The sequence below is a fragment of the Synechococcus sp. CS-1328 genome (assembly GCF_025128095.1).
Taxonomy (GTDB): domain Bacteria; phylum Cyanobacteriota; class Cyanobacteriia; order PCC-6307; family Cyanobiaceae; genus CBW1002.
This window is the reverse complement of the sequence record NZ_JAHLYT010000070.1, coordinates 17742-41448: the sequence shown is the minus strand read 5'-3', so window position 1 is coordinate 41448 and position 23707 is coordinate 17742. Positions and strand designations below refer to the sequence as shown.

The 23707-nt window shown below is 68.4% G+C and carries 25 protein-coding genes; 9 read left to right on the top strand and 16 right to left on the bottom strand.

The features are described from left to right. The first annotated feature begins 28 nt into the window (after positions 1-28). From KQ310_RS13215 to KQ310_RS13200, 4 genes are all read left to right on the top strand, one after another. Entirely contained in the window at positions 29-580 is a 552-nt protein-coding gene (locus tag KQ310_RS13215; RefSeq protein ID WP_259722192.1) for a hypothetical protein, read from the top strand. 49 nt (positions 581-629) lie between these two features. Next, entirely contained in the window at positions 630-1322 is a 693-nt protein-coding gene (locus tag KQ310_RS13210; protein WP_259722191.1) for a DUF429 domain-containing protein, read from the top strand. Positions 1323-1505: 183 nt separating this feature from the next. After that, positions 1506-1889 (top strand): LexA family transcriptional regulator, encoded by a 384-nt coding sequence (locus KQ310_RS13205; protein WP_259722234.1) that lies wholly within the window; start codon positions 1506-1508, stop codon positions 1887-1889. Positions 1890-1899: 10 nt separating this feature from the next. After that, positions 1900-3231, top strand: a complete 1332-nt coding sequence (locus KQ310_RS13200; RefSeq protein WP_259722190.1) for a Y-family DNA polymerase — start codon at positions 1900-1902, stop codon at positions 3229-3231. Between the two features lie 116 nt (positions 3232-3347). On the opposite strand, the gene KQ310_RS13195 is transcribed toward KQ310_RS13200, so the two are convergent. From KQ310_RS13195 to KQ310_RS13185, 3 genes are all read right to left on the bottom strand, one after another. Further along, positions 3348-3851, bottom strand: a complete 504-nt coding sequence (locus KQ310_RS13195; protein WP_259722189.1) for an N-6 DNA methylase — start codon at positions 3849-3851, stop codon at positions 3348-3350. Positions 3852-3947: 96 nt separating this feature from the next. Beyond that, entirely contained in the window at positions 3948-4955 is a 1008-nt protein-coding gene (locus KQ310_RS13190) for an ATP-binding protein (RefSeq protein WP_259722188.1), read from the bottom strand. Further along, entirely contained in the window at positions 4919-5227 is a 309-nt protein-coding gene (locus KQ310_RS13185; protein WP_259722187.1) for a helix-turn-helix domain-containing protein, read from the bottom strand. Before KQ310_RS13185 ends, KQ310_RS13190 begins: the two co-directional genes overlap by 37 nt. 224 nt (positions 5228-5451) lie before the next feature. Between KQ310_RS13185 and KQ310_RS13180 the strand changes: the two genes are divergently transcribed. After that, the gene (locus KQ310_RS13180) at positions 5452-5682 is read left to right on the top strand and encodes a Nif11 family protein (protein WP_259722186.1); all 231 of its coding nucleotides are present in this window, start codon (positions 5452-5454) and stop codon (positions 5680-5682) included. Here the strand turns inward: KQ310_RS13180 and KQ310_RS13175 are convergent. The 3 genes from KQ310_RS13175 to dnaG all read right to left on the bottom strand — a co-directional run bounded on the left by KQ310_RS13175 (position 5659) and on the right by dnaG (position 9178). Next, positions 5659-6648, bottom strand: a complete 990-nt coding sequence (locus KQ310_RS13175) for a sensor domain-containing diguanylate cyclase (RefSeq protein WP_259722185.1) — start codon at positions 6646-6648, stop codon at positions 5659-5661. The two genes, KQ310_RS13180 and KQ310_RS13175, sit on opposite strands and share 24 nt — an antisense overlap. Before the next feature lie 49 nt (positions 6649-6697). Next, entirely contained in the window at positions 6698-6967 is a 270-nt protein-coding gene (locus KQ310_RS13170; protein ID WP_259722184.1) for a hypothetical protein, read from the bottom strand. 78 nt (positions 6968-7045) lie between these two features. Then, complete coding sequence (gene dnaG, locus KQ310_RS13165; RefSeq protein ID WP_259722183.1) at positions 7046-9178, bottom strand: DNA primase; 2133 nt, start codon at positions 9176-9178, stop codon at positions 7046-7048. A gap of 374 nt (positions 9179-9552) precedes the next feature. Here dnaG and KQ310_RS13160 point away from each other — a divergent pair, with 374 nt between their 5' ends. Then, positions 9553-10422: a DMT family transporter gene (locus KQ310_RS13160; protein WP_259722233.1), complete on the top strand. Its 870-nt coding sequence runs from the start codon at positions 9553-9555 to the stop codon at positions 10420-10422. On the opposite strand, the gene KQ310_RS13155 is transcribed toward KQ310_RS13160, so the two are convergent. Further along, on the bottom strand, positions 10370-10834 hold the full coding sequence (locus KQ310_RS13155) for a hypothetical protein (RefSeq protein ID WP_259722182.1): 465 nt from the start codon (positions 10832-10834) through the stop codon (positions 10370-10372). The genes KQ310_RS13160 and KQ310_RS13155 overlap by 53 nt on opposite strands. A gap of 24 nt (positions 10835-10858) precedes the next feature. Between KQ310_RS13155 and ruvA the strand changes: the two genes are divergently transcribed. The 3 genes from ruvA to KQ310_RS13140 all read left to right on the top strand — a co-directional run bounded on the left by ruvA (position 10859) and on the right by KQ310_RS13140 (position 12443). Continuing rightward, positions 10859-11560 carry a Holliday junction branch migration protein RuvA gene (gene ruvA, locus KQ310_RS13150; RefSeq protein WP_259722181.1) on the top strand — a complete coding sequence of 234 codons (702 nt, stop codon included), beginning with the start codon at positions 10859-10861 and terminating at the stop codon, positions 11558-11560. Between the two features lie 121 nt (positions 11561-11681). Further along, positions 11682-11951, top strand: a complete 270-nt coding sequence (gene rpsO / locus KQ310_RS13145) for a 30S ribosomal protein S15 (protein WP_259722232.1) — start codon at positions 11682-11684, stop codon at positions 11949-11951. Positions 11952-11960: 9 nt separating this feature from the next. After that, positions 11961-12443 (top strand): PAM68 family protein, encoded by a 483-nt coding sequence (locus KQ310_RS13140; protein ID WP_259722180.1) that lies wholly within the window; start codon positions 11961-11963, stop codon positions 12441-12443. Between the two features lie 4 nt (positions 12444-12447). Here the strand turns inward: KQ310_RS13140 and KQ310_RS13135 are convergent, their stop codons facing one another. The 9 genes from KQ310_RS13135 to KQ310_RS13095 form a co-directional block, all read right to left on the bottom strand. Continuing rightward, the gene (locus KQ310_RS13135) at positions 12448-16002 is read right to left on the bottom strand and encodes a DNA polymerase III subunit alpha (RefSeq protein ID WP_259722179.1); all 3555 of its coding nucleotides are present in this window, start codon (positions 16000-16002) and stop codon (positions 12448-12450) included. A 188-nt stretch (positions 16003-16190) separates the two neighbouring features. Further along, a complete protein-coding gene (gene gatA / locus KQ310_RS13130) occupies positions 16191-17651 on the bottom strand; it encodes an Asp-tRNA(Asn)/Glu-tRNA(Gln) amidotransferase subunit GatA (protein ID WP_259722178.1) in 1461 nt (486 codons plus the stop codon). Positions 17652-17713: 62 nt separating this feature from the next. Further along, positions 17714-17974, bottom strand: coding sequence for a DUF1816 domain-containing protein (locus KQ310_RS13125; RefSeq protein WP_259722177.1), 261 nt, complete (start codon positions 17972-17974; stop codon positions 17714-17716). A gap of 60 nt (positions 17975-18034) precedes the next feature. Then, positions 18035-20107 carry a 23S rRNA (guanosine(2251)-2'-O)-methyltransferase RlmB gene (gene rlmB, locus KQ310_RS13120; protein WP_259722176.1) on the bottom strand — a complete coding sequence of 691 codons (2073 nt, stop codon included), beginning with the start codon at positions 20105-20107 and terminating at the stop codon, positions 18035-18037. Positions 20108-20132: 25 nt separating this feature from the next. Beyond that, complete coding sequence (locus KQ310_RS13115; protein ID WP_259722175.1) at positions 20133-20489, bottom strand: ribonuclease III domain-containing protein; 357 nt, start codon at positions 20487-20489, stop codon at positions 20133-20135. A gap of 76 nt (positions 20490-20565) precedes the next feature. Further along, the gene (locus KQ310_RS13110) at positions 20566-20952 is read right to left on the bottom strand and encodes an STAS domain-containing protein (protein ID WP_259722174.1); all 387 of its coding nucleotides are present in this window, start codon (positions 20950-20952) and stop codon (positions 20566-20568) included. An 88-nt stretch (positions 20953-21040) separates the two neighbouring features. Next, positions 21041-22222, bottom strand: a complete 1182-nt coding sequence (gene carA, locus KQ310_RS13105) for a glutamine-hydrolyzing carbamoyl-phosphate synthase small subunit (protein ID WP_259722173.1) — start codon at positions 22220-22222, stop codon at positions 21041-21043. Positions 22223-22260: 38 nt separating this feature from the next. After that, entirely contained in the window at positions 22261-23295 is a 1035-nt protein-coding gene (trpD, locus tag KQ310_RS13100; RefSeq protein WP_259722172.1) for an anthranilate phosphoribosyltransferase, read from the bottom strand. 40 nt (positions 23296-23335) lie between these two features. Then, the gene (locus KQ310_RS13095; RefSeq protein ID WP_259722171.1) at positions 23336-23671 is read right to left on the bottom strand and encodes a DUF3288 family protein; all 336 of its coding nucleotides are present in this window, start codon (positions 23669-23671) and stop codon (positions 23336-23338) included. Between the last annotated feature and the right edge of the window lie 36 nt (positions 23672-23707).

Sequence of the window (23707 nt, the reverse complement as noted above, 5' to 3'; positions counted from 1 at the left end):
AGGATGGCCTGGTCTGGCTGCCTGTGCGATGGCCCCTGCCTCCCCGTCAGCGCTGCCGGCCCCGCCAGCGCTGCTCTCCCTGGCGGATCTGGAACGCCGGGCCGCCTCCTGCGGCCTGCTCCTGCGCCTGCAGGTGTCTGACCGTCTGGGGATCCGGGGCCTGCGGGTGGTGGTGGCCCGGCCCCGACCGCAGCAGCCTCCCCTGCTGCTGGGGGAGCTCAAGGGCTGGGCGCTCCCCACGACCGCGGGCCTGCAGCTCGACACCATGCGGGTCCAGGGACAGGACACCGCCGCGGTGGGCCCCTTGATCTGGGCCGCCACCTGTGCCTGGGCCCTGGAGTGCACGTCCTGCCGCCAGGCGCGCCTGCTCGCCATCCGCGACGATCCGCGTCAGCACCGCCGCTTGGTGCGCTATTTCGAGCGGCTTGGCTTCACGCCGCTGCGCGACCTCGGCGCCGGTCCGCTCGATCTTGCCCTGCGGTTGGTGTGGGGCGGGACGGGGTTGCTGATGCGCGGTGAGCTGGTGGAGGTGTTGCGCCGCAGCGTGCGGCGGCTGGAATCGATCTCCCCAGGGTCGTGAGGGCCATCGCCCGCGCGCCAGGATCTCTGGCCTGCACGGACGGAGCGGCATGCAGGGCTTGCGCGGGGTGGATGGCTGCCGGGCCGGCTGGCTGGCGGTGTCCTGCGAGGCGCCGGGGGAACCCGTCACCGCCCGGCTGTTCCCCTCCGTCCTTGAATTGCTGGATGGGCCGGGCTGGCACCTCACCGCCATCGACATCCCCATCGGTCTGCCCGAGGCCGGGCCCCGCCGCTGCGATCGCGACGCCCGCCGCTTGCTGGGCCCCCGCCGCAGCAGTGTCTTTTCGGCGCCCCTGCGCGGCGTGCTGGCCGCCACCAGCTACCCGGAGGCCTGTGCGTTGTCCCAGGCGGCCCAGGGTCTGAAGCTCAGCAAGCAGGCGTTCCACATCCTCGCCAAGGTGCGCCAGGTGGACGCCTGGTTGCAGCGCGATCCAGGCCAGGCCCGCTGTCTGGTGGAGGTGCACCCGGAGCTCTGTTTCCGCGAGTGGAACGGTGGTGTGCCGATGCCGCACCCCAAGAAGAGCGCCGCCGGCGCCGCCGATCGCCTGGCCCTGGTGGAGCGGATCTTCCCAGGGGCGGCGGCCGCGATCCGCGCCCGTTTCCTGCGCCGCCAGGTGGCTGATGACGACATTCTCGACGCGCTTGCCGCTTTATGGAGCGCCGCGCGCATCGAGGCCGGCACCGCCCTGCGCCTCGGCGGCGACCTCGACGGCACGGGCCTGCCGATGCAGATCCTGGCCTGAAATCTGGTACGGATGAACTACTGTGGGCGGGTTCGGCTGGTTGCCGTGTCCGGATCCCGTCCCAGTTCCTCTTTGCCCGCGCCGCTGACCGTGCTGCCGACCGCGCCGCCACTCGCTCCGCCGACCGTGTCGCCGGAGCCGGCCGTTGCCGGGCCCTGGCGGCTGGAGCCGCAGTGCCCGCCGATGGCCCTGCCCCTCGCGGCCGAGGCGGTGGCGGCTGGCTTCCCCAGCCCCGCGGACGACTACATGGAGGCGGCCATCGATCTCAATGAGGTGCTGATCCGCCATCCCAGCAGCACCTTTTTCCTGCGGGTCAGTGGTGATTCGATGATCGGGGCCGGCATTCACCACGGCGATCTGCTGATCGTGGATCGCAGCCTGGAGCCGCGCCCCGGGCGGATCGTGGTGGCGGTGCTGGAGGGGGCTTTCACTCTCAAGCGCCTGGTGTGCCAGCAGGGACGCTGGCTGCTGGAGGCGGCCCATCCGGCCTATCCGTTGCTGGAGCTGGGAGCGGCGGACGATGACCGTCTCTGGGGCGTGGCCATTCACGTGATCCACCCGCTCTGAGCCTGCGTCCATGGCCCTGGCCACGGTGCTGATCGACGCCAACAATTTCTACGCCTCTTGCGAGGCGGCCCTCGATCCCGCCGTGGCCGGCCGGCCGCTGGTGGTGCTCTCCAACAACGACGGCTGCATCGTGGCCCGCAGTGCCGCAGCGCGGCGCCTGGGCATTCCCATGGGCCAGCCCTATTTCCAGGTGCGTCGTGAGCTGGAGCGGCTGGGGGTGATCGTGCGCAGCTCCAATTACGCCCTCTACGCCGACATGAGCCAGCGGCTGATGGCCACGATCGAGCCCTGGGTGGAGGAGCTGGAGGTCTATTCGATCGACGAGGCCTTTGGTCGCCTGCATCGGCCCGCGGCCAGCGATCCCAGCGGCGCTGATCTCAGGCATGGCGGTGATGCCATGCGCGGCGGTGATCTCACGAGCTGGGGGCTGCGGCTGCGGGCTCAGGTGCAGCGCCATCTGGGTCTGCCGGTGGCGGTGGGCATCGCGCCCACCAAGGTGCTGGCCAAGCTCGCCAACCGCCTGGCCAAGGGCGATCCCCACCACGGTGGGGTGTTCGATCTGGGGGCGGTGGCGGATCCTGACCCCTGGCTGGAGGCCGTCGCCATCGAGGACGTCTGGGGCATCGGTCGCCAGCTGGCGCGCTGGTGCCGCCTGCGCGGCGTCGCCGATGCCCGCCAGCTGCGCGATCTGGCCAGCGGTGAGCTGCGCCGCAGATGCGGTGTGGTGGGTCTGCGGCTGCAGGAGGAACTGCGCGGCCGGAGCTGCCTGCCCCTGGTGAGCCTGCCGCCGGCCAAGCAGGAAACCTGCGTCAGCCGCAGCTTCAGCCAGCCCGTCACCACGCTGACGGATCTGCGCGAGGCGATCGCCACCTATCTCAGCCGCGCCGCCGAGAAGCTGCGGCGCCAGCGCCAGCGGGCCGGGGCGATCACCGTGTTCGTGCGCAGCAGCCCCTTCGATGGCAGCCGCTTCTACAGCAATGCCGCCACGGTGCAGCTTCCCCTGGCCAGCAACGACACCGCCGTGCTGCTGGCCGCCGCCCTTCCCCTGGCCGAGCGTCTGTTCCGGCCCCACAAGCCGTTGCAGAAGGCCGGTGTGCTGCTGCAGCAGCTCCAGCCCCTCGAACAGCTGCAGCACCATCTGCTGGCACCTTTGCCGCTGGAGAAGCAGCAGCGCCGTGAGGCCCTGCTGGCCACGATCGATGCCCTGAACCGCCGCTACGGCCGTGGCACGGTGCAGTGGGCGGCCTGTGGTCTGCGGCCCGCCTGGATGATGCGCCGTTCCCGGCTCTCCCGTGCCGCCACCACGCGTCTGAGCGATCTGCCCTGGGTGCAGACCGGCTGAGAATCCAACGCTGAAGATCCAACGCTGCAGATCAGAAGCGGGCATCTCACCTCTGGTGAGATCAGCAACCCTTGCTGCCGTTGTTTGAATCTGGATGTTGAGCTCCGAATCGCCGTCTACGCCTCCTCCAGCTCGCCGGCCTCCACCCGCTGCTCCAGATCGCCAAGCACATCTTCGATCTGAGCCAAGGCCGAGCGCAGGTCGTCGGCGATCTCCTCGGCGAGCAGGTGCGGCTCCCGCAGATTGGCGGAATCTTCGAGGCTCTTGTCGCGGAGCCAGAAGAGATCGAGGCTCACCTTGTCGCGGGCGAGAATCTCCTCGTCGCTGAAGGAACGCCAGCGGCCCTCGGGATTGGCTTCACTCCAGGTGGCTTCACGGTTGTGGCGGTCGCCGGGTCGGTAGCAGGCCACGAACGCATCGAGATCGGCGCGGGTCATGCGCTGGGTCTTGAGGGTGAAATGCTTGTTGGTGCGGAGGTCATACACCCAGAGCGTCTTCGTCCACGGGGCTTCCGCGCCGGGCCGGCGATCGAAGAACAGCACGTTGGCCTTCACGCCCTGGGCGTAGACGATGCCGGTGGGCAGGCGCAGCAGGGAGTGGACCTCACACTCCTTGAGCATGTTGCGGCGGATAGTTTTTCGCCCTCGTCGTTCACGATCGTGATCGACGACTTCTTGCCGAAGGGTGGATTGGTGATCACCATTCGGGTGCCAGGTTCATGGGGAGCCACCCTCGGCCAGGAAGTATTTTCGCTGCGGATCCTTGGCGCTGGTGCCGATCTCGCGCACCAGTCCACGATCGATCAGACGGGACAGCCGCGTGCGCGTGGCCCGGGCCGACAGGCCGATGATGGCAGCAATCTCACGGGTGGCCAACCCCTTGCCTTCCTTCAGGCTGGCGAGGATTGCCTGCTCAGTGGCGTCGACCACCGTTGGCCCCACGGGGACGGTGGGAATGGTGACACGAAAGCGGGTGGCGATCTCCTCGAAAATCGGTGGCGGCAGGCCGGCGTCTCGGCAGACGGCCGTCATCCGCTGGATGCCGCTGCCCCATTGCTCGATCAGCACCAGCTCCTGGAAGATGCGGCCGATCACGCGGTTGCGCAGCTTGGACACGCCATGCGGCAGGTCTTCCACTGTGAGCCCAAAGGGCAGCAGGCCTGGGTTCTCGATCTCCAGCCGATCATCGAAGATCGACAGCCGGATCGGTGCACCCCGCTGGGAATAGTCGGTGTGGACCACCGCATTGATCAGGGCCTCGCGCACGGCCTCGGGCGGCAAACTCCAGCGGTCGGTGCGGCGCACCGCGCCGATGGTGGCGCCATGCCAGGAATGCTTCTGCACGAAGGCGATGGCTTCCTCCACGGCCTGCACGGGGAAGGAGTGGATCTCGATCCGATCCAGGATGCGGCTCTTGTCGCTGCCGGCGAAGCGTCCGGCCTGGATCCAGGCATCGGGAAAGTGCCGCCCGCGGTCGTGGCCGAAGAGGATCATGCCGGCCACGGTCGGCACGCTCTTTCCCTGGTGGTCGCTCAGGAGACGCAGGGTCTCCAGATCGCGGCGGCTGAGGGCTCGGATGGGTGCGAACGACTCGGAAGCTGCTCGGAAGTCAATCGCTTCCGAGCTGAGTCCCGGCATGGGCTGCTCATCGAAACCTTCGCCGCGGGAGAAACGCCGCAGCTCATCGATCAGCTCGGCATCGGCGCGGCGGTTGGTGGAGCCCACCCGCACATACACGCCAGCGGCAGGCCCTTCTCCGGCACGATCCGTGGACTGATCCGGTCGCTGATCAGGCTCGCGAGACGCTCCTCCTCATCCAGCGGATCGGCAACGCCGCGCACGTTTCGGCTGCGATCCTCCACGCCGATCAACAACGTGCCGCCGGCTGTGTTGGCGAAGGCCACAATCGTTTTCAGCGCCCCATCCGGCGACGACAGGTCACGCTTGAACTCCAGTGTTTTGCCCTCAAGGCGCTTGAGCAGGTCGAGCAGATCCATTCTGCTCGGAAGTGTACTCGGAAACAGTCAGCCTCGCTGAGGTTCCGAGTCTCCTGCTGAGTGCGGCGAATGATGGTGAAGCCAACTGAATCGTGACTGGCGGCCGCTGAGATCTGACCGGATACAACTGGCGCTGGACTGGCGTGATCAGGCCGATAGGGTCGATGTCATCCGGAGCTTCTGGGTTAGATCCGCTCCGCTTGAAATCCTTCTGGGAGGTTGTCATGAGCATGCAGAATCTTCACCGCCTGGTGGTGGATGCCGAGAGCGACGGGCGGATGCGGGCCCGTCTGCGCCGCTGCCGTAACACCGACGATCTGATTCGTACGGCCCGGCGTCTCGGCTACGGGATCAGCGCTGTCGATCTGAGCCGTGCCCGCCAGGACGATCAACGCAGTCGGCAGGTGGTGGCGCGGCTGGTGGCGACCGGTTCAGTCGGCTCCCATCAGGCGTGAAATCTGGTCGCGGCCGTTGGTTTTGGCCAGCCTCAGGGCGCGTTCGGCGCGGTGCAGCAGGTCGCTGAAGCTGCCATCGCCGGCGGTGCGGCTGGTGAGTCCAGCGCTGATCTGCAGCTGGTAGTCCGAATGGGTGAACACACCAGGTAGGTGCCGAACGCCCTCGCGCAGCTGTTCGGTCAGCTCAAGGGCGGACTCACTGTCGCGCTCCAGCATCAGCAGCGCGAACTCGCTGTTCCCCATGCGCACCACCAGATCGTGCTCCGGCAGCAGGCTGTGGCAGAGCTGGCTCACGTCGCGCAGCACCTGATCACCGGCCTCGTGCCCCCAGCGGTTGTTGATCAGGCCGAAGTTGTCGAGGTCGATGCAGAGCAGCGACAGGGGCAGGTCCTGCTGCACGGACCGCTCGAATTCCTTGCTGCCGATCGTGTGCAGCAGGGTGCGCTGCGGCAGTCCGGTCACCGGGCACTGGTGGCTCATCCGCCGGAGTTCGATCTCCCGCATCACCAGTTCAGCCAGCAGCTTCAGTTGATCGATCTGCTCGGGGCTGGGCTGGCGTGGTTCCCGGTCGATCACGCAGAGGGAGCCGAGCCTGTGCCCATCGGGCGTGCGCAGCGGCGCTCCGGCGTAGAAGCGGATATGGGGATCGCCCGTGACCAGGGGATTGGCACAGAAGCGCTCGTCGGCCTGGGCATCGGGCACCACCAGCACCTCGTCGCCGAGAATGGTGTGGCTGCAGAAGGCCTGCTCCCGCGGTGTTTCCCGCACCGTCAGCCCCTGGCGGGAGAGAAACCACTGCCGGTCGGCTTCCACCAGGGAGATCACGGCGATCGGGGTCTGGTAGAGGCTCCGGGCCAGGGTCAGGATCCGATCGAAGTGGGGATCATCGGCATGGCCCTCGAGATCGTGCCGCTCCAGATCACGCAGGCGCTCCTGTTCATCGGCGGGAATCGGAAAGCTGGCCATGGCGGTGCGGGTGCAAACAGGGAGTGCCGGTGAGGCCGGAGGACGGCGATCAGAGCAGGTGGCCGTCCGGCGGCGTATCGCCAAGGGCTTCTCTGATCATGGCGGCGGTCACCGACAGCGTCTCAAGTTCATCGGCGTTGTCGAGAAAGGCGTCGAAGGAGGCATAGCGGCGCACCATCGGATCGGCGCCCGGCGCGGCGCAGGCCTGCTCCCAGTCCTGATCATCCGGCCGAACGGCGGCGAAGCATTCCAGGGCCTCGGCCAGATCGCCGCCGTCGCCGATCTGCTCGCCATGCCAGAGAACCTCGTAGAAGGCCAAGGCGACACCATGCACGCACGATGCCCTCATTTTGTACGGCAGCCAGCTGTCGGGCGGCCAGATGGACGGCAGCCAGCCTCAGGCCGGGCCCGAGCTCAGCTCCGATCTGGCTTCCCGCACCAGCTCCTCATAGCCGGCGCGGCGGCGGGCATCGAGCTGCTCGAGGTAGCGACGCTCGTTGTAATAGTGGTCCTGGAAGCGCAGGGCGTCGGCGTTGAGCTCCGCGAACATGGCCTCGATGCGGCTCTCCATGTCCAGGGCGGCTTCAGCCGGTGCCGTGGGTGGTGTCGGGGCATGGGCTTGTGCCGGGGCATGGGTGGCCGTGGGGGTGTCGATCGTGTTCAGCAGGCGGGCGAGGCAGCGTTCCAGCGTTTCCAGGTTCTGGGACCTCCAGGCATCGAGCAGGTGCCGGCAGCGCTTCAGGGCCCGCTGCCGCTCGAGCACGGCCGTGGTGCCCCGCAGCTGCAGCTCGGGCTGGGCCAGGGCCATGCGATGCAGTTCGCTGGGTTCCAGCAGCGGCGTCAGCCGGCTGAGCAGGGCGCTCTGCTCCACCACCAGCTGATCGCTCAGCAACCGTGGCAGATCCAGATCGGCCAGATCCTCTCCGCCATCACTGCCGCGGTTGATCGCCTCCAGCCGGCCGGCCCCGAGGTTGTCTTCCTCGAGGGCGCTGATTGCGGCCCAGAGCAGGCGATGGTGCTGCAGGGCGAAATCTTCCAGGTCCCGTTGGCGCAGCTCCCGCCGGATCAGGGGCCGGTGCAGCGGGCAGTGGAGGTAGAGCCGCAGCACCTCCGCCTCGGCCCGTTCCCGCAGTCCCGCTTCGCCGGGCTGCTCCCACTTCTGGGAGCGCCCGTGCCAGCGCTGGCCCTTCACCTGCTGGCGCAGGTCTTCCTCCAGCTGCAGGGCCAACCGGGCCTGGCCGCCGCTGAGCCGCTCCGCCACCTGCTGCAGGTAGTGGCTGCGCACGGCGCTCTGGGGGAGTTTGCCGAGCAGTTCGACCAGGCCAGCCACCGCCTGCTGGAACTGGTCGGCCCGGGCGAGATCGCGGTCGGCCAGCACCTGCTCGATCTGCCAGTCGAGCCAGAGGGGCGCGGCTTCCAGCAGGGCGCGGTACTCGCCGGGGCCGTGCTGCTTGAGGAACTCGTCGGGATCCTTGCCGGCGGGCAGCTGCAGCACCCGCAGCTCCAGCTGCCCCTGCAGGGCCAGTTGCTCCACTTCGCCGATCGCCCGCTGGGCGGCCCGCACGCCGGCGCCGTCGCTGTCGAAATTAAGGATCAGCCGCTTGCTGTCGCAGCCGCGGCAGATCTGGGTGATCTGCTGGCTGCTCAACGCTGTCCCCAGGGCCGCCACCGCATTGGTGATGCCGGCGGCATGGAGGGCGATTACATCGAAATAGCCCTCCACCACCACCGCCTGGTCGTCCTTGCGGATCGCGGCGGTGGCCCGGTCGAGGCCGAACAGATGCTTGCCCTTCTCGAACACCTCCGTTTCCGGAGAGTTGAGGTACTTCGGTTCGCCGCCATCGAGGCTGCGGCCGCCGAAGCCGATCACCCGGCCCTGGCGGTCCTTGATCGGCACCATCACCCGATGGCGGAAGCGGTCGTAGAAGCCCTCACCGCCCTTGCGGGCCACCACCATCCCGGCGGCCTCCAGCAGATCGACCCCGAGGCCCTCCACCTGCTGCAGGTGGGTGAGCAGACCGTCCCAACGGTCCGGGGCGTAGCCCAGCTCGAAGGTCTCGAGGGTGCCTTCGCTGAGGCCGCGGTTGTCCTTGAGGTAGGCGAGGGCCGCGGCGCCCTCGGGGCTGCGCAGCTGGCTGCGGAACCAGCCTGCCGCCAGGGTGAGCACCCGATGCAGCTGTTCACGGCGGGACAGCTGCTTGCGCAGCCGCTCCTGCTGCGGTCCGTCGACGGTCTCGATCGGCAGCTGATACTTGCGCGCCAGCTCCAGCACCACATCGCCGAAGCTCTGGCGCTGCAGCTCCATCAGGAACTTGATGGCGTTGCCGCCGGCACCGCAGGAGAAGCAGTAATAGAACTGCTTGGCCGGCGACACCGTCATCGACGGCGATTTGTCGTCGTGGAAGGGGCAGATCCCCACGAACTCGCGGCCCTTCTTCTTGAGCACCACGTGCTCGCCCACCACATCGACGATGTCGGCCCGTTCCTTGACGGCCTCGATCGTGCGGGGGTGGAGGCGGGGCAGGCTCAAGGGAAGGGCGGAGGGGGAAAGGAGAAAAGAAAGGAGAGGAGAAAGCAGAAGGGATCGACAGGCCGGCGAAGCCGGCGGCAGCCGCATCGATGGAGCGCTTCTGGCACCGATGCGGAGCCCAGGCGTGCAGCAGAGGGCCTGACGGCGATTCTGCAGGGATCAGGAGGCGGCCGCTGCCGTTTCGATGGCACTGCGGGCTGATGTCCCGCGCCGATCTGTGATGACAAGGCCGGAGTCGCGATGGCAAGGCCTGAGGTGCACCAGCGAGCCGGAGGGCCTGGTCGCAGAGTGCGATCCTGAGCAGCCCGCCAGGGACACTCGTGCGCGTTCTGCCGCTGGGGTCAACCCCGATCGAGGCCGCCGCCGTGCGGGCGATGCTGCTCAGCGCCCTGAGCTTCAGCCTGATGGGGGTGTGCGTCAAGCAGGTGGGCGCCCGCATTCCCGCCGCTGAGGTGGTGCTGGCCCGGGCGCTGCTGAGCGTGGCCCTGAGCTGGTGGTTGCTGCGCCGCGCCGACATCGATCCCTGGGGCCGCCGGCGTGGCCTGCTGATCGTGCGGGGGGCCATCGGCACCCTGGCGCTGCTGTGCGTCTACGTGGCCCTGGCGGCGCTGCCGCTCGCGTCAGCCACGGTGCTGCAGTACCTCTACCCCACCTTCACCGCCCTGCTGGCCTGGCTGGCCCTGGGGGAGCGGATCGGCCGGCGCGTTCTGGCGGCCATGGCGGTGGGCTGGCTGGGGGTGCTGCTGGTGGCCCAGCCGGCGTTGCTGCTGGGCGGAATCGGCCGCGCCGCCCCCTCCCTGCCGCTGATCCCGGTGCTGATCGCCCTGGCCGGAGCCCTGTGCACCGCCCTGGCTTACGTGAGCGTGCGCCAGCTGGGCCGTAGTGAGCATCCCCTGGTGATCGTGTTCTATTTCCCCCTGGTGGCCGTGCCCCTGAGCCTGCCGCTGGTGGCGCTCGATCCGGTGATGCCCACGCCGGTGGAGCTGCTCTGGCTGGTGGGGGTTGGACTGTTCACCCAGCTGGGCCAGGTGTGGCTCACCCGGGGCCTCACCGCCCTGCCGGCGGCCACGGCCACGGCGATCAGCTACGCCCAGGTGGTGTTCGCCGGGCTCTGGGGCTGGCTCATCTTCCAGGAAGGGATCGACGGCTGGACGCTGCTGGGCGCGGCCCTGGTGCTGCTGGCCACCCTGCTCAGCCTGAGCGGCCGTTCAGGGGCAGGGGGTAGGTCAGCCAGTCCTGGTTGAGACCGTCGCTGCTGCCGGTCGGTTGGGCCAGCCGCCAGCTCTGGCCCCGCTCGCCCCGCTGCAGATAGAGATCGAAGGGGGTATCGACCCGGATGGGATCGCCGGCCAGGCGCCAGTCGAAACGGCCATTGAGGTGCAGGCCCTTGGCCTCACCGATGGCCAGGCTCTCCTGGTGCTCCAGCCGCACCCGGCTCACCTCGGGCGGGCCGGCCGGCTCCAGGGCCAGGGCCTGGGCAATGGCCCCCTGGGTGAGGTCGATCTGCAGGCCCAGGGCGCTGAGCAGCACAGACCGCGGCGGCTGCCCCACGCCGCCACATCCCCCCAGGCTCAGCGGCAGCAGCAGCGCCAGCAGGATCAGGCTGCCTGTGAGCAGCCGGCGCAACTGCGAAGGGGGTGGCAGGGCGGGCAGCATGGGGGCGACGAAGCGAGCTTCCCCATGATCGGTTGGCTGCAAGGGCAGGTGAGCGATCCCTGGCAGCAGGGGGCGCGCTGCGGACTGCTGCTGCTCTGCCAGGGTGTGGGCTATGAGGTGCAACTGAGCCAGCGGCACTGGCGGGAGCTGCCGTCGGCTGGGTCGAGGCTCAGCCTGCACATCCATCACGCCATCCGGGACGATGCTTGGACGCTCTACGGCTTCCCCCAACGGCAGGAGCGCGACCTGTTCCGCGAGCTGGTGGCCGTGAGTGGCGTGGGCCCGCAGATGGCCCTGGGGTTGCTGGGTGCCATGGCGGCCGAGGAGCTGGCCCGCGCCATCGTGCAGGCGGATCTGCGCCAGCTCAGCAGTGCCCCCGGGGTGGGCAAGCGCACGGCGGAGCGGTTGTCGGTGGAACTGCGGGGCCGTCTGCAGGAGCGCTTCGCCGACCTGCTGGACGGCGTGGTGGATGGCTTCGACGACTGGGCGGAGAGTCCGGCCGCTGGAGCGGAGGGCGCGGCGACGGCCTTGGTCGCGTCCACCCGCAGTGAGGTGGAGCAGACCCTGGAAGCCCTCGGCTATGAGGTGCTGGAGATTCACCGGGCTCTGCGGGCCGTGGCGGCCAGTGATGCCGCCGCTGTTGCCCAGGGTGAGCTCGGCCTCTGCGGCGACGCCGAGACCTGGCTGGCGGCCTGCCTGCGCTGGCTGTCGCGGCCAGCGGCCTGATCTCAACAGGAAAGGATTGGCCTGCCAGAGGGTTGCTCTGCCAGAAGGCCGTTCGGCTGGGAGGTTGTTCAGCTGGAAGGTAGGGTGGATGATTGTTCGTTACGGGCCAGACGCCGCCCCCATGCCGCTCAACACCATCCAGAAGCAGGAACTGATCAACAGCCATCAGACCCACGGCACCGACACGGGTTCGGTCGAAGTGCAGGTGGCGATGCTGAGCGAGCGCATCAGTCAGCTCAGCGGACACCTGCAGAAGAACATCCATGATTTCTCCTCCCGCCAGGGTCTGCTGAAGATGATTGGTCGCCGCAAGCGGCTGCTCTCCTACCTGCGCAGCAACAGTGAGGATCGCTACACCTCCCTGATCGCCACCCTCGGCATCCGCGGCTGAGGTCTCGCCATGGCCCGCCAGGGACAGCCCAAGCCGTTTGAACCCCGCGGGTCCACGAAGACTTCAAAGGGCAGCAGTAGATCCACGGGAAGCGCCAAAGACTCAGGCAGCGCCAAAGCGTCGGGCTGCGCCAAAGCGTCGGGCGGCGCCAAAGCCACCCGTGGCAAGCAGGCCATCCCTGAGGCGGTGGCCAACCGTATGGCCCGTCGTATTGCCATTGCCACGGGCATTCCCTCCGCTCTTGGCATGGGGGTGTTCGTGGCTAGTTATTTCCTGGTCAGCCGAGGGGTGGTGGACATTGCTCCCGCCCTCACCCTGGTGACCTCCGGTGGCTTTTTCCTGCTGGGCCTGGTCGGTCTGAGCTACGGCGTGCTGTCTTCCAGTTGGGAGGATGCGCCGGGCAGCCTGCTGGGCTTCGAGCAGATCCGCGTCAATCTCGGACGACTGCGTCAGTCCGTGCGGGCCATGCGCCAGGGCAGCCCGGCTGAGTGAGGTACTACCCCGCCTTGAGGGGAGAGCGCAGGGAGGCCCTGAAGTCTGCTGAGCCCAGAGTGGCGACGGCAGCTTCGGCATCGGCCACACAGAACTGGTGGCCCAGGCGCACATAGACGGTCTTCTCGGCCTGTCGCACCATGGCCACCACCGGCACCCGCAGCCCCGCTTCGTCCTGGGGCGGACGGTGGCGCTGCAGACATTCGCGCAGTCGATGCTGCACACCGATGTCGGCAGCGGCCTCGGCGGGTAGCTCCACCAGCAGCAGTTGCAGGTCTTCGATGCTGCGGCAGTCGTCCACGATCAGCTGAACCCGGTCGTCGCGCCGGTCGACCGAGCCCCAGATCAGCAGCCGTGCATCCACCATCAGGTGATCCGCCAGCCGGGCATAGCTCTTGGGGAACACCACAGCTTCGCAACTGCCGGTGAGATCCTCCAGCTGCAGGACCGCCATTCGGTCGCCCTTGCGGGTGGTGACCTGGCGTATCTCCGGCACCATCACCACCGCACTCACCTTGGCCTTGTCCGCCTGTTCTTCCAGGGCTGCCAGGCTCACCGGCGACAGCAATTTCACCTGCTGGGCCAGCTGCTTGAGCGGATGGTCGGAGAGGTAGAACCCCACCAGATCCTTCTCCAGCCGCAGCTTCTCGGTGGGGGGATAGTCCTTCACCGAGGCCGCCTTGGGGGCGGTGCTGAGGTCGCCGCTTGCCGAACCGCCGGCTGCGGTGCTGTCTTCCGCGGCACCACCACTGGCCATGCCACCACCAAGCAGGTCGAACAGATTGCCCTGGCCGCTGGCCCGGTCCTTGGCGCGGGAACTGGCCCAGTCGAGCACAAGATCCAGATCCGCCATCAGCTGGGCCCGGTTGGCGCTGGGCTCGAGCGCATCGAGGGCACCGCAGTGGATCAGGGCCTCCAGGGCGCGGCGGTTGAGCTGCTGGGAGGGAATCCGGTCGCAGAGATCGGCCAGGGAGCGGAAGGCACCATCGCCAGCACGGGCCTCCAGCAACTGGCGGATGGCGCCATCGCCGAGGTTGCGCACGGCCGACAGGCCGAAGAGGATACGTTCGCCCACGGGGGTGAAATCGATGCCGGAGGCATTCACATCCGGCGGCATCACTTCGATGCCCATGGCGTTGCAGTTGGCGATGTAGCGCTGCACCTTGCTGCTGTCACCGGCATTCACCGTCAGCAGCGCCGCCATATAGGCCACCGGATAGTGGGCCTTGAGGTAGGCGGTCTGGTAAGTCACCGCGCCGTAGGCGGTGGAGTGGCTCTTGTTGAAGCAGTATTCGGCGAACAGCACCATCTGCTCGAACAGGGCTTCGGCGAGTTTGGGATCGACGCCGCGTTCGGTGGCGCCCTGCACGAACAGGCCCTGGTGTTTCTCCATCTCGCTCTTTTTCTTCTTGCCCATCGCCCGCCGCAGCAGATCGGCTTCACCGAGCGAGTAGCCGGCCAGGTCCTGGGCGATCTTCATGATCTGCTCCTGGTAGACCATGATCCCGTAGGTTTCGTTCAGGATCGGCTTGAGGGTCTCGTGGGCGAACTCGATCGCTTCGCGGCCATGTTTGCGGTTGATGAATTTGGGGATCAGCCCTGCATCCAGGGGCCCCGGCCGGTACAGGGCCAGGATCGAGGAGATGTCCTCGAGGGATGAGGGTTTGAGATCCCGCACGATCTGCCGCATGCCGCTCGATTCCAGCTGGAAGATGCCCTCCAGATCCCCGCGGGCCAGCAGCGCGAAGGTGCCTTCATCGGCGGGCGGCAGGTCGTCGGGATCGATGCGTTCGCCACAGCTCTGTTGCACCAGATCGAGCGTCTTTTCGATCATGGTGAGGTTCTTGAGGCCGAGGAAGTCCATCTTCAGCAGCCCCATCGACTCCACATCCTCCATGAAGTACTGGGTGATCACCTGACCATCGTTGTTGCGCTGCAGTGGCACCAGCTCATCGAGGGGATCGGCGGCGATCACCACGCCGGCGGCATGGACGCCGAAGGTCTTGTTGGTGCCTTCGATCCGGCGGGACAGATCCACCCAGTGCTTCACCTTCGGGTCGTTCTCGTACTTCTCGCGAAACTCCGGCGCCGGTGATTCGGGGCCGATCATTTCCTTCAGCTTGGCGGGTTTGCCCCGTACCACCGGGATCAGCTTCGCCAGGCGGTCGGCTTCGCCATAGGGAATGTCGAGCACGCGGGCCACATCCTTGAGCACCGCCTTCGAGGTCATGCGGTTGAAGGTGATGATCTGCGCCACCTTCTCCTCGCCGTAGCGGCGGGTCACATACTCGATCACCTCACCGCGGCGCTCGATGCAGAAGTCGGTGTCAATATCCGGCATCGACTTGCGTTCCGGGTTGAGAAACCGCTCGAACAGCAGGCCATTGGTGACCGGGTCGATGTTGGTGATCCCCAGGGCGTAGGCCACCAGTGATCCGGCGGCCGATCCACGCCCCGGACCCACCGGAATGCCGTTGTCGCGGGCGAAGCGGATGTAGTCCCAGACCACCAGGAAGTAGGTGGGGAAGCCCATCTGCTCCATCACCTGCAGTTCGAAGCTCAGACGTTCGCCATAGGTGGGATCAAACGCCTCCCCCTCCGCCAGCTTCAGTCTTGCCCGCAGGCCCTGCTCGGCCACGGCGGTGAGATAGCTCACGGCCGTGTGGCCCTCCGGGATCGGAAAGCGGGGCATCTGGTAGCGGCCGAGGATGTCGTAGTCCTCCACTTTGTCGGCCACTTTGGCGGTGTTGGCGATCGCCGCCTCGATCACCGCCGGCTCGAGGTGATCGCTGAAGAGCTGGCGCATTTCCGCCTCGCTCTTGATGTATTCGGTACCGGTGTAGCGCAGCCGCTTCTCGTCGGTGATCAGCTTGCCGGTGAGCACGCAGAGCAGGGCATCGTGCGCTTCCACATCACCGACGCTGAGGTAGTGGGCATCGTTGGTGGCCACCAGCGGAATTCCCAGCTCGGCGCCGATCGCGGCGATGCCGGTGTTGACGATCCGGTCTTCGATGCCGCCGTGGTCCTGGATCTCGAGGTAGAAATCGTCTGCGAAGACGCTCTGGTACCAGCTCGCCACCTCCCGCGCCACATCGGGCCGGCCTCGCAGGATCGCCTGGGGAATCTCACCGCCGAGGCAGGCGGTGGCCACGATCAGTCCCTCGCTGTATTGCTGCAACAGCTGTTTGTCGATGCAGGCGCGTGAAAAAATGCCGCGGCCGCGCATGCCGCGCAGGTGGCTGATGCTGGTGAGCTTCACCAGGTTGCGGTAGCCGGTGGCGTTCTTGGCCAGCACCACCAGGTGGTAGCGGCGCTCCTTCTTCGGCTGCGGATCCTCGATCGAGCCGTTGATCACATACATCTCATTGCCGATGATCGGCTTGATGCCGGCGCCCTTGCAGAGCTTCAGCAGCTCGATCGCGCCGTACATCACACCGTGATCGGTGAGGGCCAGGGCGGGCATGCCCAGCTCGACGGCCCGCTGCACCATCGCCGGCAGCTGGCTGGCCCCGTCCAGCAGGCTGTAGTCGCTGTGGTTGTGGAGCGGGACGAAGGCCAAGGTGATGCCTGGGGTGAAACGGGCTGGGGACGGCAGGCCACCGCAGACAACGGAGCCCCGTGCACCCTAGGCCCGCTGGACCTGATTCACCCTAGATACGGGGTGTCAGAGCAGCTGTATCGCTCTGAAACACCGGATCTGGTGCTCCTGGTGCCGCCTGCGATTCCGGGCCAGGGCAGCGGTATGGCTCAGGGCACCAGGGCGGCTTCCGGGCGGCTGGCCATCACAGCGGCGGCTTGCTCGTAGTGATGCGCCACCTGCAGCAGGCGCTCTTCTTCCAGCACGCCCGTGATCAGCTGCAGGCCGATCGGCAGGCCTTTTGAATCGAAGCCGCAGGGAACGCTGATCGCCGGCAACCCCGCCATGTTGGCCGGGATGGTCAGCAGGTCGGCCAGGTACATGGCCAGGGGGTCGTCGCTGTGGGCGCCGAAGCGGAAGGCGGTGGTGGGGGAGGTGGGGGTGAGCAGCACGTCCACCGTCTCGAAGGCGCGATTGAAATCGCGGCGGATGAGGGTGCGCACCTGCTGGGCCTTCTTGTAGAAGGCATCCACATAGCCGGCCGAGAGCGCGTAGGTGCCGATCAGGATGCGGCGCTGCACCTCGTCGCCGAAGCCCTCGGCGCGGCTGCGGGAGGTCATCTCGGCCAGGCCGCCGGCACCTTCGGCCCGGTAGCCGTACTTGACGCCGTCGTAGCGGGCAAGGTTGGCGCTGGCCTCCGAGGGTGCGATCACGTAGTAGGTGGCGATGCCGTCGTTGAAACGCGGGCAGCTCACATCCACCAGGTCGCAGCCGAGGGCTTCGAGCTGGGCTGCGGCGGCCAGCACCGAGGCCTTCACTTCCGGGTCGAGCCCTTCGGCTTCGAAGCACTCGCGCACCAGGCCGACCCGCAGGCCCGCCACCGGCTGGCGCAGCGCGGCCACGTAATCGGGAACGGGTGCCTTGAGGCAGGTGGCATCGCGGGGGTCGGCGCCGGCGATCACCTGCAGAATCTCGGCCGCATCGGCCACGCTGGTGGCGAAGGGTCCCACCTGATCGAGGGAACTGGCGAAGGCCACCAGCCCCCAGCGGCTCACCCGGCCGTAGGTGGGTTTGAGGCCCACCACCCCGCAGAAGGAGGCGGGCTGGCGGATCGATCCACCCGTGTCTGAGCCGAGGGCGGCGAGGCCTTCGCCGGCTGCCACAGCGGCGGAGCTGCCGCCGGAGCTGCCGCCCGGCACGCAGTCGGGGTCCCAGGGATTGCGGCTGGGTCCGAAGGCTGAGGTCTCGGTGGAGCTGCCCATGGCGAACTCATCGAGGTTGGTCTTGCCCAGCAGCACACCGCCGGCGTTCCAGAGCCGCTCGGTGACGGTGGATTCGTAGGGCGGAACGAAGCTCTCCAGCATGCGGCTGGAGCAGGTGGTGCGGATGCCCTTGGTGCAGAGGTTGTCCTTGATCGCCAGGGGAACGCCGGCCAGGGGGGGGAGCTCTTCACCGGCGGCACGGGCGGCATCGATGCGGTCGGCGTCGGCGCGGGCGCGATCGGCAGTCACCTCGAGGAAGGCGTGGATGGTGGGATCCACGGCCTCGATGCGGGCCAGATGGTGATCGGTGAGCTCGCGGGCGGACACCTCGCCGCTGTTCAGCTGCTCACGCCATGCGGCGATCCCCATCCACCCTGATCACGACTGCGATGGACGCTATCAGTCAGCACCCTCGCCAGTGGGCATGGTCCTCAGCCGGCAGCCTCGCCGTCGTCTGGGAATTCGGTCAGCGGTTCGCTCTTGTGGGTGCGCACCAGCTCGTGCTCGATCGAGCCGGGCTTCTCTTCGGAGAGATCGGCGAGGAAGGCCGGCAGGGCGGCCTCCAACGAACGGCGCCGCAGGAAGGGGCCGAACCAGTACACGGCTTCGGGGTCGTGGGTTTCGATCCGGGCCCACCAGGCCAGTCCCAGCCCATTCACAACACTCCGCGTGGGCCAGAGCAGGGGATTCATCAAAAGGGCGCCAGTCCCTTCCATTCTGCCCAGATCACCGGCCCCTGAATCGCCATGCCGTCAGAGGCGGATATCTCCGTCAAAGGCGGAAGCGCCGCCATAGGCGGCCTCAGCCTCAGAGGCGGCGAAGCCGTCGCTGGCCTCAGCATCAGCTGCGCTGCTGTCATCAGAATGGATCTGGGCAGCACTGGCGCCGGCCAGGGGGAGATCGGCAGCGTCGTGATCGGTAGGGTTGGGTTCGACGGTGTCCAGGAGGGGAGTGTCGAGCTGGACAGCCTCTGGAGGGGCAGTCTCTAGATCGGCAGTCTCTAGATCAACGGTCTCGAGATCGGTCGTCTCTGGATGGGCAATGCCGAGATCGGCAGGGCCGTCCTCGAAGGTGTCGAGCTCGTCGTCGGCTTCCTGGATCTGCCCGTGGCTGTGGACGGCTTCCTTGGGCGCGGTGGCCTCGGGCGCGTCTTCGTCGTCCAGTTCGGGTTCGCTGGACATCGCCGGCATCGGGACGGCCGCGGCACTGGGCATGGCCGGACGCACGATCCGCGGAGCCGGAGCGGAGCCAAGCACCGTCTTCATCCAGCCGCGGCGGGCCACCTCGTAGAGCATCAGGGCCGTGGCCACCGAGGCATTGAGGCTGGGGGTGGCGCCCCGTAGGGGAATCCGCACCAGTTGGTCGCAGGAGCGGCGGGTGAGCATCGAGAGTCCGTCACCTTCTGAACCGGTGACGATCACCAGCGGACCATCCAGGTCAGCCTCTTCGAGGGTGACGCTGCCTTCGCTGGCCAGCCCCACGACGCGATAGCCCTCCTTCTTGAGGGTGTCCAGGGCGCGGTTGAGGTTCACCACCCGGGCCACCGGCAGATGTTCGAGGGCTCCGGCGGCCACCTTGGCCACCGAGCCGGTGAGGCCGGCACTGCGGCGTTGGGGCAGGACCAGGCCATGGGCCCCGAGGGCTTCGGCGCTGCGGGCGATCGCGCCCAGGTTGTGGGGGTCGGTGACGCTGTCGAGGGCCATCAGCAGGGGCGGTTCGCCGATCTCCCGACAGCCTTCGATCAGGCTGGGCAGATCGAGGGTTTCGGCCGCGGCGGTCTGCAGCACGATCCCTTGATGCACGGCCCCGCTGGTGAGCTGGCCGAGGCGGGCCCAGGTGACCTCCTCCACGAGCACGCCGCTGGCCTTGGCCTCCCGCAGCAGCTGCAGGAATTTGGGGCTGAAGCGCATCTCCGGCGTGCACCAGACCCGGTGAATCGGCCGGCCGCTTTCCAGAGCCGCCTGGGCGGCATGACGGCCCCAGAGCAGATCCGGCGGGGTGTCGCTGCTGAAGCTTTCCGATTCGCCGCTGGGTTCGGGCTCCTGGCGGCTGGCCGGCGGGCGTTCGTCGCTTCGGCCCGGCCGGCTGAACCGGCTGCCATCGCGGCTGCTGCTGCCGGCAAAACGGGAGCCACCGGCGGCGAAGCGGGAGCCGCCGCCGGCGAAACGGGAGCTACCGCCGGCAGATCGAGAACCACCAGCTGCGAAGCGGGAACCCCCGGCGGCGAAACGGCTGCTGCCGGCTCCACGCCCCTCGTAGCGGCGCGGTTCGCCCCGTTCCATCCCACCCCGACGCAGTTCACCCGTGCTGTCGTCGCCGCGGGCTTCAAAGGGCCGTCGTTCGAAGCTGCGCCCTTCCGGTCGCCGCTCCGGCCGATCACCGCGCTCGTCGCGGGCATCGCTGCGGCCGGCGAAGCGCTGGGGCGGCTTGCCGAAGGGCCGATCGCCGCCGCGATCACGCATCTGGCCGCGGGGCTCGAAACGTCCCCCCTGGCCGGCGGGGCGTCGCCCCTCGCTGCGGCTGCCTTCCGGCCGGGTCCGTTCGATTCGGCGCGCCTCCGGTCGCTGCCCATCAGGACGACCGGCCCCCCCCTCGGCGCGGGCATCGGGGCGTCCTCCTCCCCAGCTGCCCCGACCGATGGTGCCTCCCGGGCGCGGCCGGCCGAAGCGGGGATGTCGCTCCCCGTCCCGTCCACCGTCCCGTCCTGCGTCACGGCCGCCATCGCGGGCTCCGTCCCGTCGACCCTCGCGCCCGCCATCACGTGCTCCGTCCCGTCCTCCCCGGCCGATGGACTTGTCCGGTTGGCGATCGAACCTTGGGCTCATGGTGATGTCGGCGGATGGAACGGGGTTATGGGTCGGTCTCCTCCAGGTGATCGAGCAGCTTGGCGAGCCGCTGCGGATTCTGCAAAAAGAGCCAGCCCACCATTGTCTCAAATCCCGTCGCCTGTCCGTAGATGGCCGGATCACCCCGCCGCGGTCCTCGACCGGCCCGATTGCGACCCCGCCGCACCAGGTCGCGTTCCTGCTCGTCCAGCAGCGGCTCAAGCCGCAGCAGGGCGATGGCCTGGGCCTCCGCCTTCACGGCCCCCACCACGGCCCGGTGCAGGGTGACGGAGCGCTCGGCCCGATCGCAGTGACGCCGCCGCTGATGCAGCTCCCAGACGGCATCCCCAAGCCAGGCCAGCTGCAGAGGGCCCAGAGCCATGCCTGGTGGCAGGGCAGGAATGGCCGCCAGCCAGGCTGTGGAGGAAGCCGCTGCTGAGCTGGCCCTGGCTGCCGTCTCAGGCGGTGGCAAGGCTGGCCAGGGCCGTGGGCAGGTCAGGCTGCAGGTGGAGGAAGGCTTCGAGCCGCACCAGCTTCACGGTCTGCACCACGCGGGCATTGCCCACCACCACGAAGCCGGTGCCATCGGTGGTGCACTGCTTGGCGAGCTGTACCAGGGCGCCGAGACCGGAGGAATCGATGAAATCGATCCGGCTGAGGTCGATCACCACAGGCAGGGCCGCGCCGGTGCGCTGGGCACCAACGAATTCGTTGAACTGCTTGTCCGAATAGGCGTCAAGCTGGCCGGTGAAATGAAACAGCAGACAATCGCTGCGACGCTCGCAACCGCCGCGCAGGGACACCGTGAGTCGTTGCAGGTCGTTGATCGCTCCAGCTCCCGTCACAGGACGAATGCGCGCAGTGTAGGGATATCGCCGCAAACGTCCTGGAGCTGACACAGACTGCAGATGAGACAGGCTGGTCGCAGCCATTTCAGTGCGCCCTCTCCAGACGCCGCTCCGCCATCAGCGCCGCGAAGCGGCCGAAATGGTGATCGGCGTCGTGGGGGCCGGGGCTGGCTTCCGGGTGGTACTGCACACCGAACACCGGTTGGTGCCGCAGGGCCAGGGCCGCCACCGTGCCGTCGTTGAGGTTGAGATGGGTCACCGCCACCCGCTCTTCGGGCAGGGAGGTGGCATCGATCGCGAAGCCATGGTTCTGGCTGGTGATCTCCACCGAACCCGGTGAGCCGCAGGGATGGTTGAGGCCGCGGTGGCCGTAACCGAGCTTGAAGGTGCGGCCGCCCAGGGCAAGGCCGAGGATCTGGTGACCGAGGCAGATGCCGAACACCGGCAGATCGGGCTGCTCCAGCAGACCCTCGGCCAGCCGGATGCCGCTGCTCACCGCCGACGGATCGCCGGGGCCGTTGGAGAGGAACACCCCCTCCGGCTGCAGCGCCAGCACCTGCTTCAGGCTGGCATCGGATGGCAGCACCGTGACCGTGCAGCCGTGGGCCACGAGCCGATCGAGGATGGCCCGCTTGATGCCGAAATCGATCGCCACCACCCGGAAGGGCTGCTCCGGCCCCGGCTGCAGGCGCGTATCGAAGCCGGCCGCGCAGGGACGATCCCAGTCGTAGGGCTGGCGGGTGCTCACCTGTTCGGCCAGGTTCAGGCCAGTCATCGCCGGGGCCTCACGCACCTGATCCAGCAGGGCCTGGGGGGTGGTGCCGTCGCTGCTGATCGCCCCGTTGATGGCGCCGCCCTCGCGCAGATGGCGCACCAGAGCACGGGTGTCGATGCCGCGGATGCCCACGACCCCATGCTGCTGCAGCCAGCCATCGAGATCGCACTCGGACCGCCAGCTGCTGGCCACCGGTGACAGCTGGCGGGCGATCACGCCACGCACGTGGGGCGCTTCCGCCTCCTGATCGGCGGCGTTGACTCCGGTGTTGCCCAGCTCCGGATAGGTGAAGGTGACCAGTTGCCCCGTGTAGCTCGGGTCGGTCATCACTTCCTGGTACCCGCTCATGCCGGTGTTGAACACCACCTCACCCAGGGCGGTGCCGATCGCCCCGAAGGCCGTGCCGCGCAGCAGGGTGCCATCGGCGAGCACCAGCAGGGCGGCGGAGGTGGGCTCAGGCACGGCGCTCAGGTGCGACATCGTCTCGATCATCCCTGAAGACCCTGGCGGGGAGTGTTCGCTGCCAAGCCTCAGGCTTCGGCCAGCTGGTGCCGCAGGGCCAGCAGACGCTGCCAGGCCCCGTCGCCGTTCAGCACCCCCAGTGCCTGCTCGAGACCCGTCGGGATCGAGGCTGCCCGGCCGGCGGCCCAGAGCACCAGGGCGGCGTTGAGGGCCACCACATCGCGCTGGGCGGTGGTGCCGCGGCCCTGCAGCACGGCTTCGAGGATCGCCGCATTGGTGGCGACATCACCGCCGGCCAGGGCCGCCAGTGGGGCCGGGCTAAGGCCAAGCTCGGCGGGGTCGAGCGTCTCCTGGCGAAGCGTGCCGTTCTCCAGCAACCGCAGCGCATTGGGGCCCGACAGGGAGGCCTCATCGAGGCCGCCATGGCCGTACACCACCACGGCCCGCCCCAGGCCGAGGCGTTGCAGGGCCTCGGCCATCGGATCCAGCAGATCGGCACGGGCCACGCCGAGCACCTGGGCATCGGGCCGCAGCGGGTTCACCAGCGGTCCGAGCAGGTTGAACACGGTGCGCACTCCGAGGCTGCGCCGCAGGGGGGCCAGTCCCACCAGGGCCGGATGCCAGCCCGGCGCGAACAGGAAGGTGAGCCCCGTTTCTTCCAGGGCCGCCACCACCTGGGGCTGGGGAGCCTGCAGCCGCAGGCCGAGGGCTTCGAGCACGTCGGCCGAGCCCACCCGCCCGCTGGCACTGCGGTTGCCGTGCTTGGCCACGTGGGCGCCGGCAGCGGCCGCCACGAAGGCCACGGCGGTGGAGATGTTGAAGCTGTCAGCCCCATCCCCACCGGTGCCGCAGGTATCCACCAGGAACAGGGGCGGCCGGGGCCCGGGCAACGGACAGGCCTGGCGTAGCACCATCGCCAGGGCGGCCAGTTCCTCGCCGCTGACGCCCTTGGCCCGCAGGCTGGCCAGCAGGGCCCCGGTCTGCACCGGCTCCAGCTGTTCCTCCAGCCAGGCCCGCATCAGGGCGCTGGCCTGCTCGCCGCTGAGGTCGCGCCCCTGCAGCAACTGCTCCAGCAGCGCCGGCGGCGACAGGGGATGGGCCATCGGAGGGCTACAGCTGACGGCAGGCTAGAGATCGGGGCCGTCAGGTCTCCTGATCGGCCGTATCGAAGCCCGACCCCACCGGTTCGTTGGCGGCGGCGGCGGCTCCAGGCCGGAAGCCCGCCGCCCAGATGGCGCGGCTGCGCTGATGCAACGCCTGCCGCTCCAGCCCCCAGAGGCGCAGCACCTTCTCCAGATCGTCCTGCACATCGCGGGCGCCGGGGAAGCCCTGGTAGCGCATCAGCAGGCGGGCCGCATCGACCAGATCCGCGTCGGTGGGCGTGGCGGCGGCGAGCAGGCGGTCGACCGTGTCACGGTCGCTGGCGTGGAGCGGATGGCTCTGCTCGTTCTGGTTGGGGGCCGTCGAATCGGAGGCCATGGGCTGCGCGGGCAGGGCAGCGTTCCAGCCTGGGGC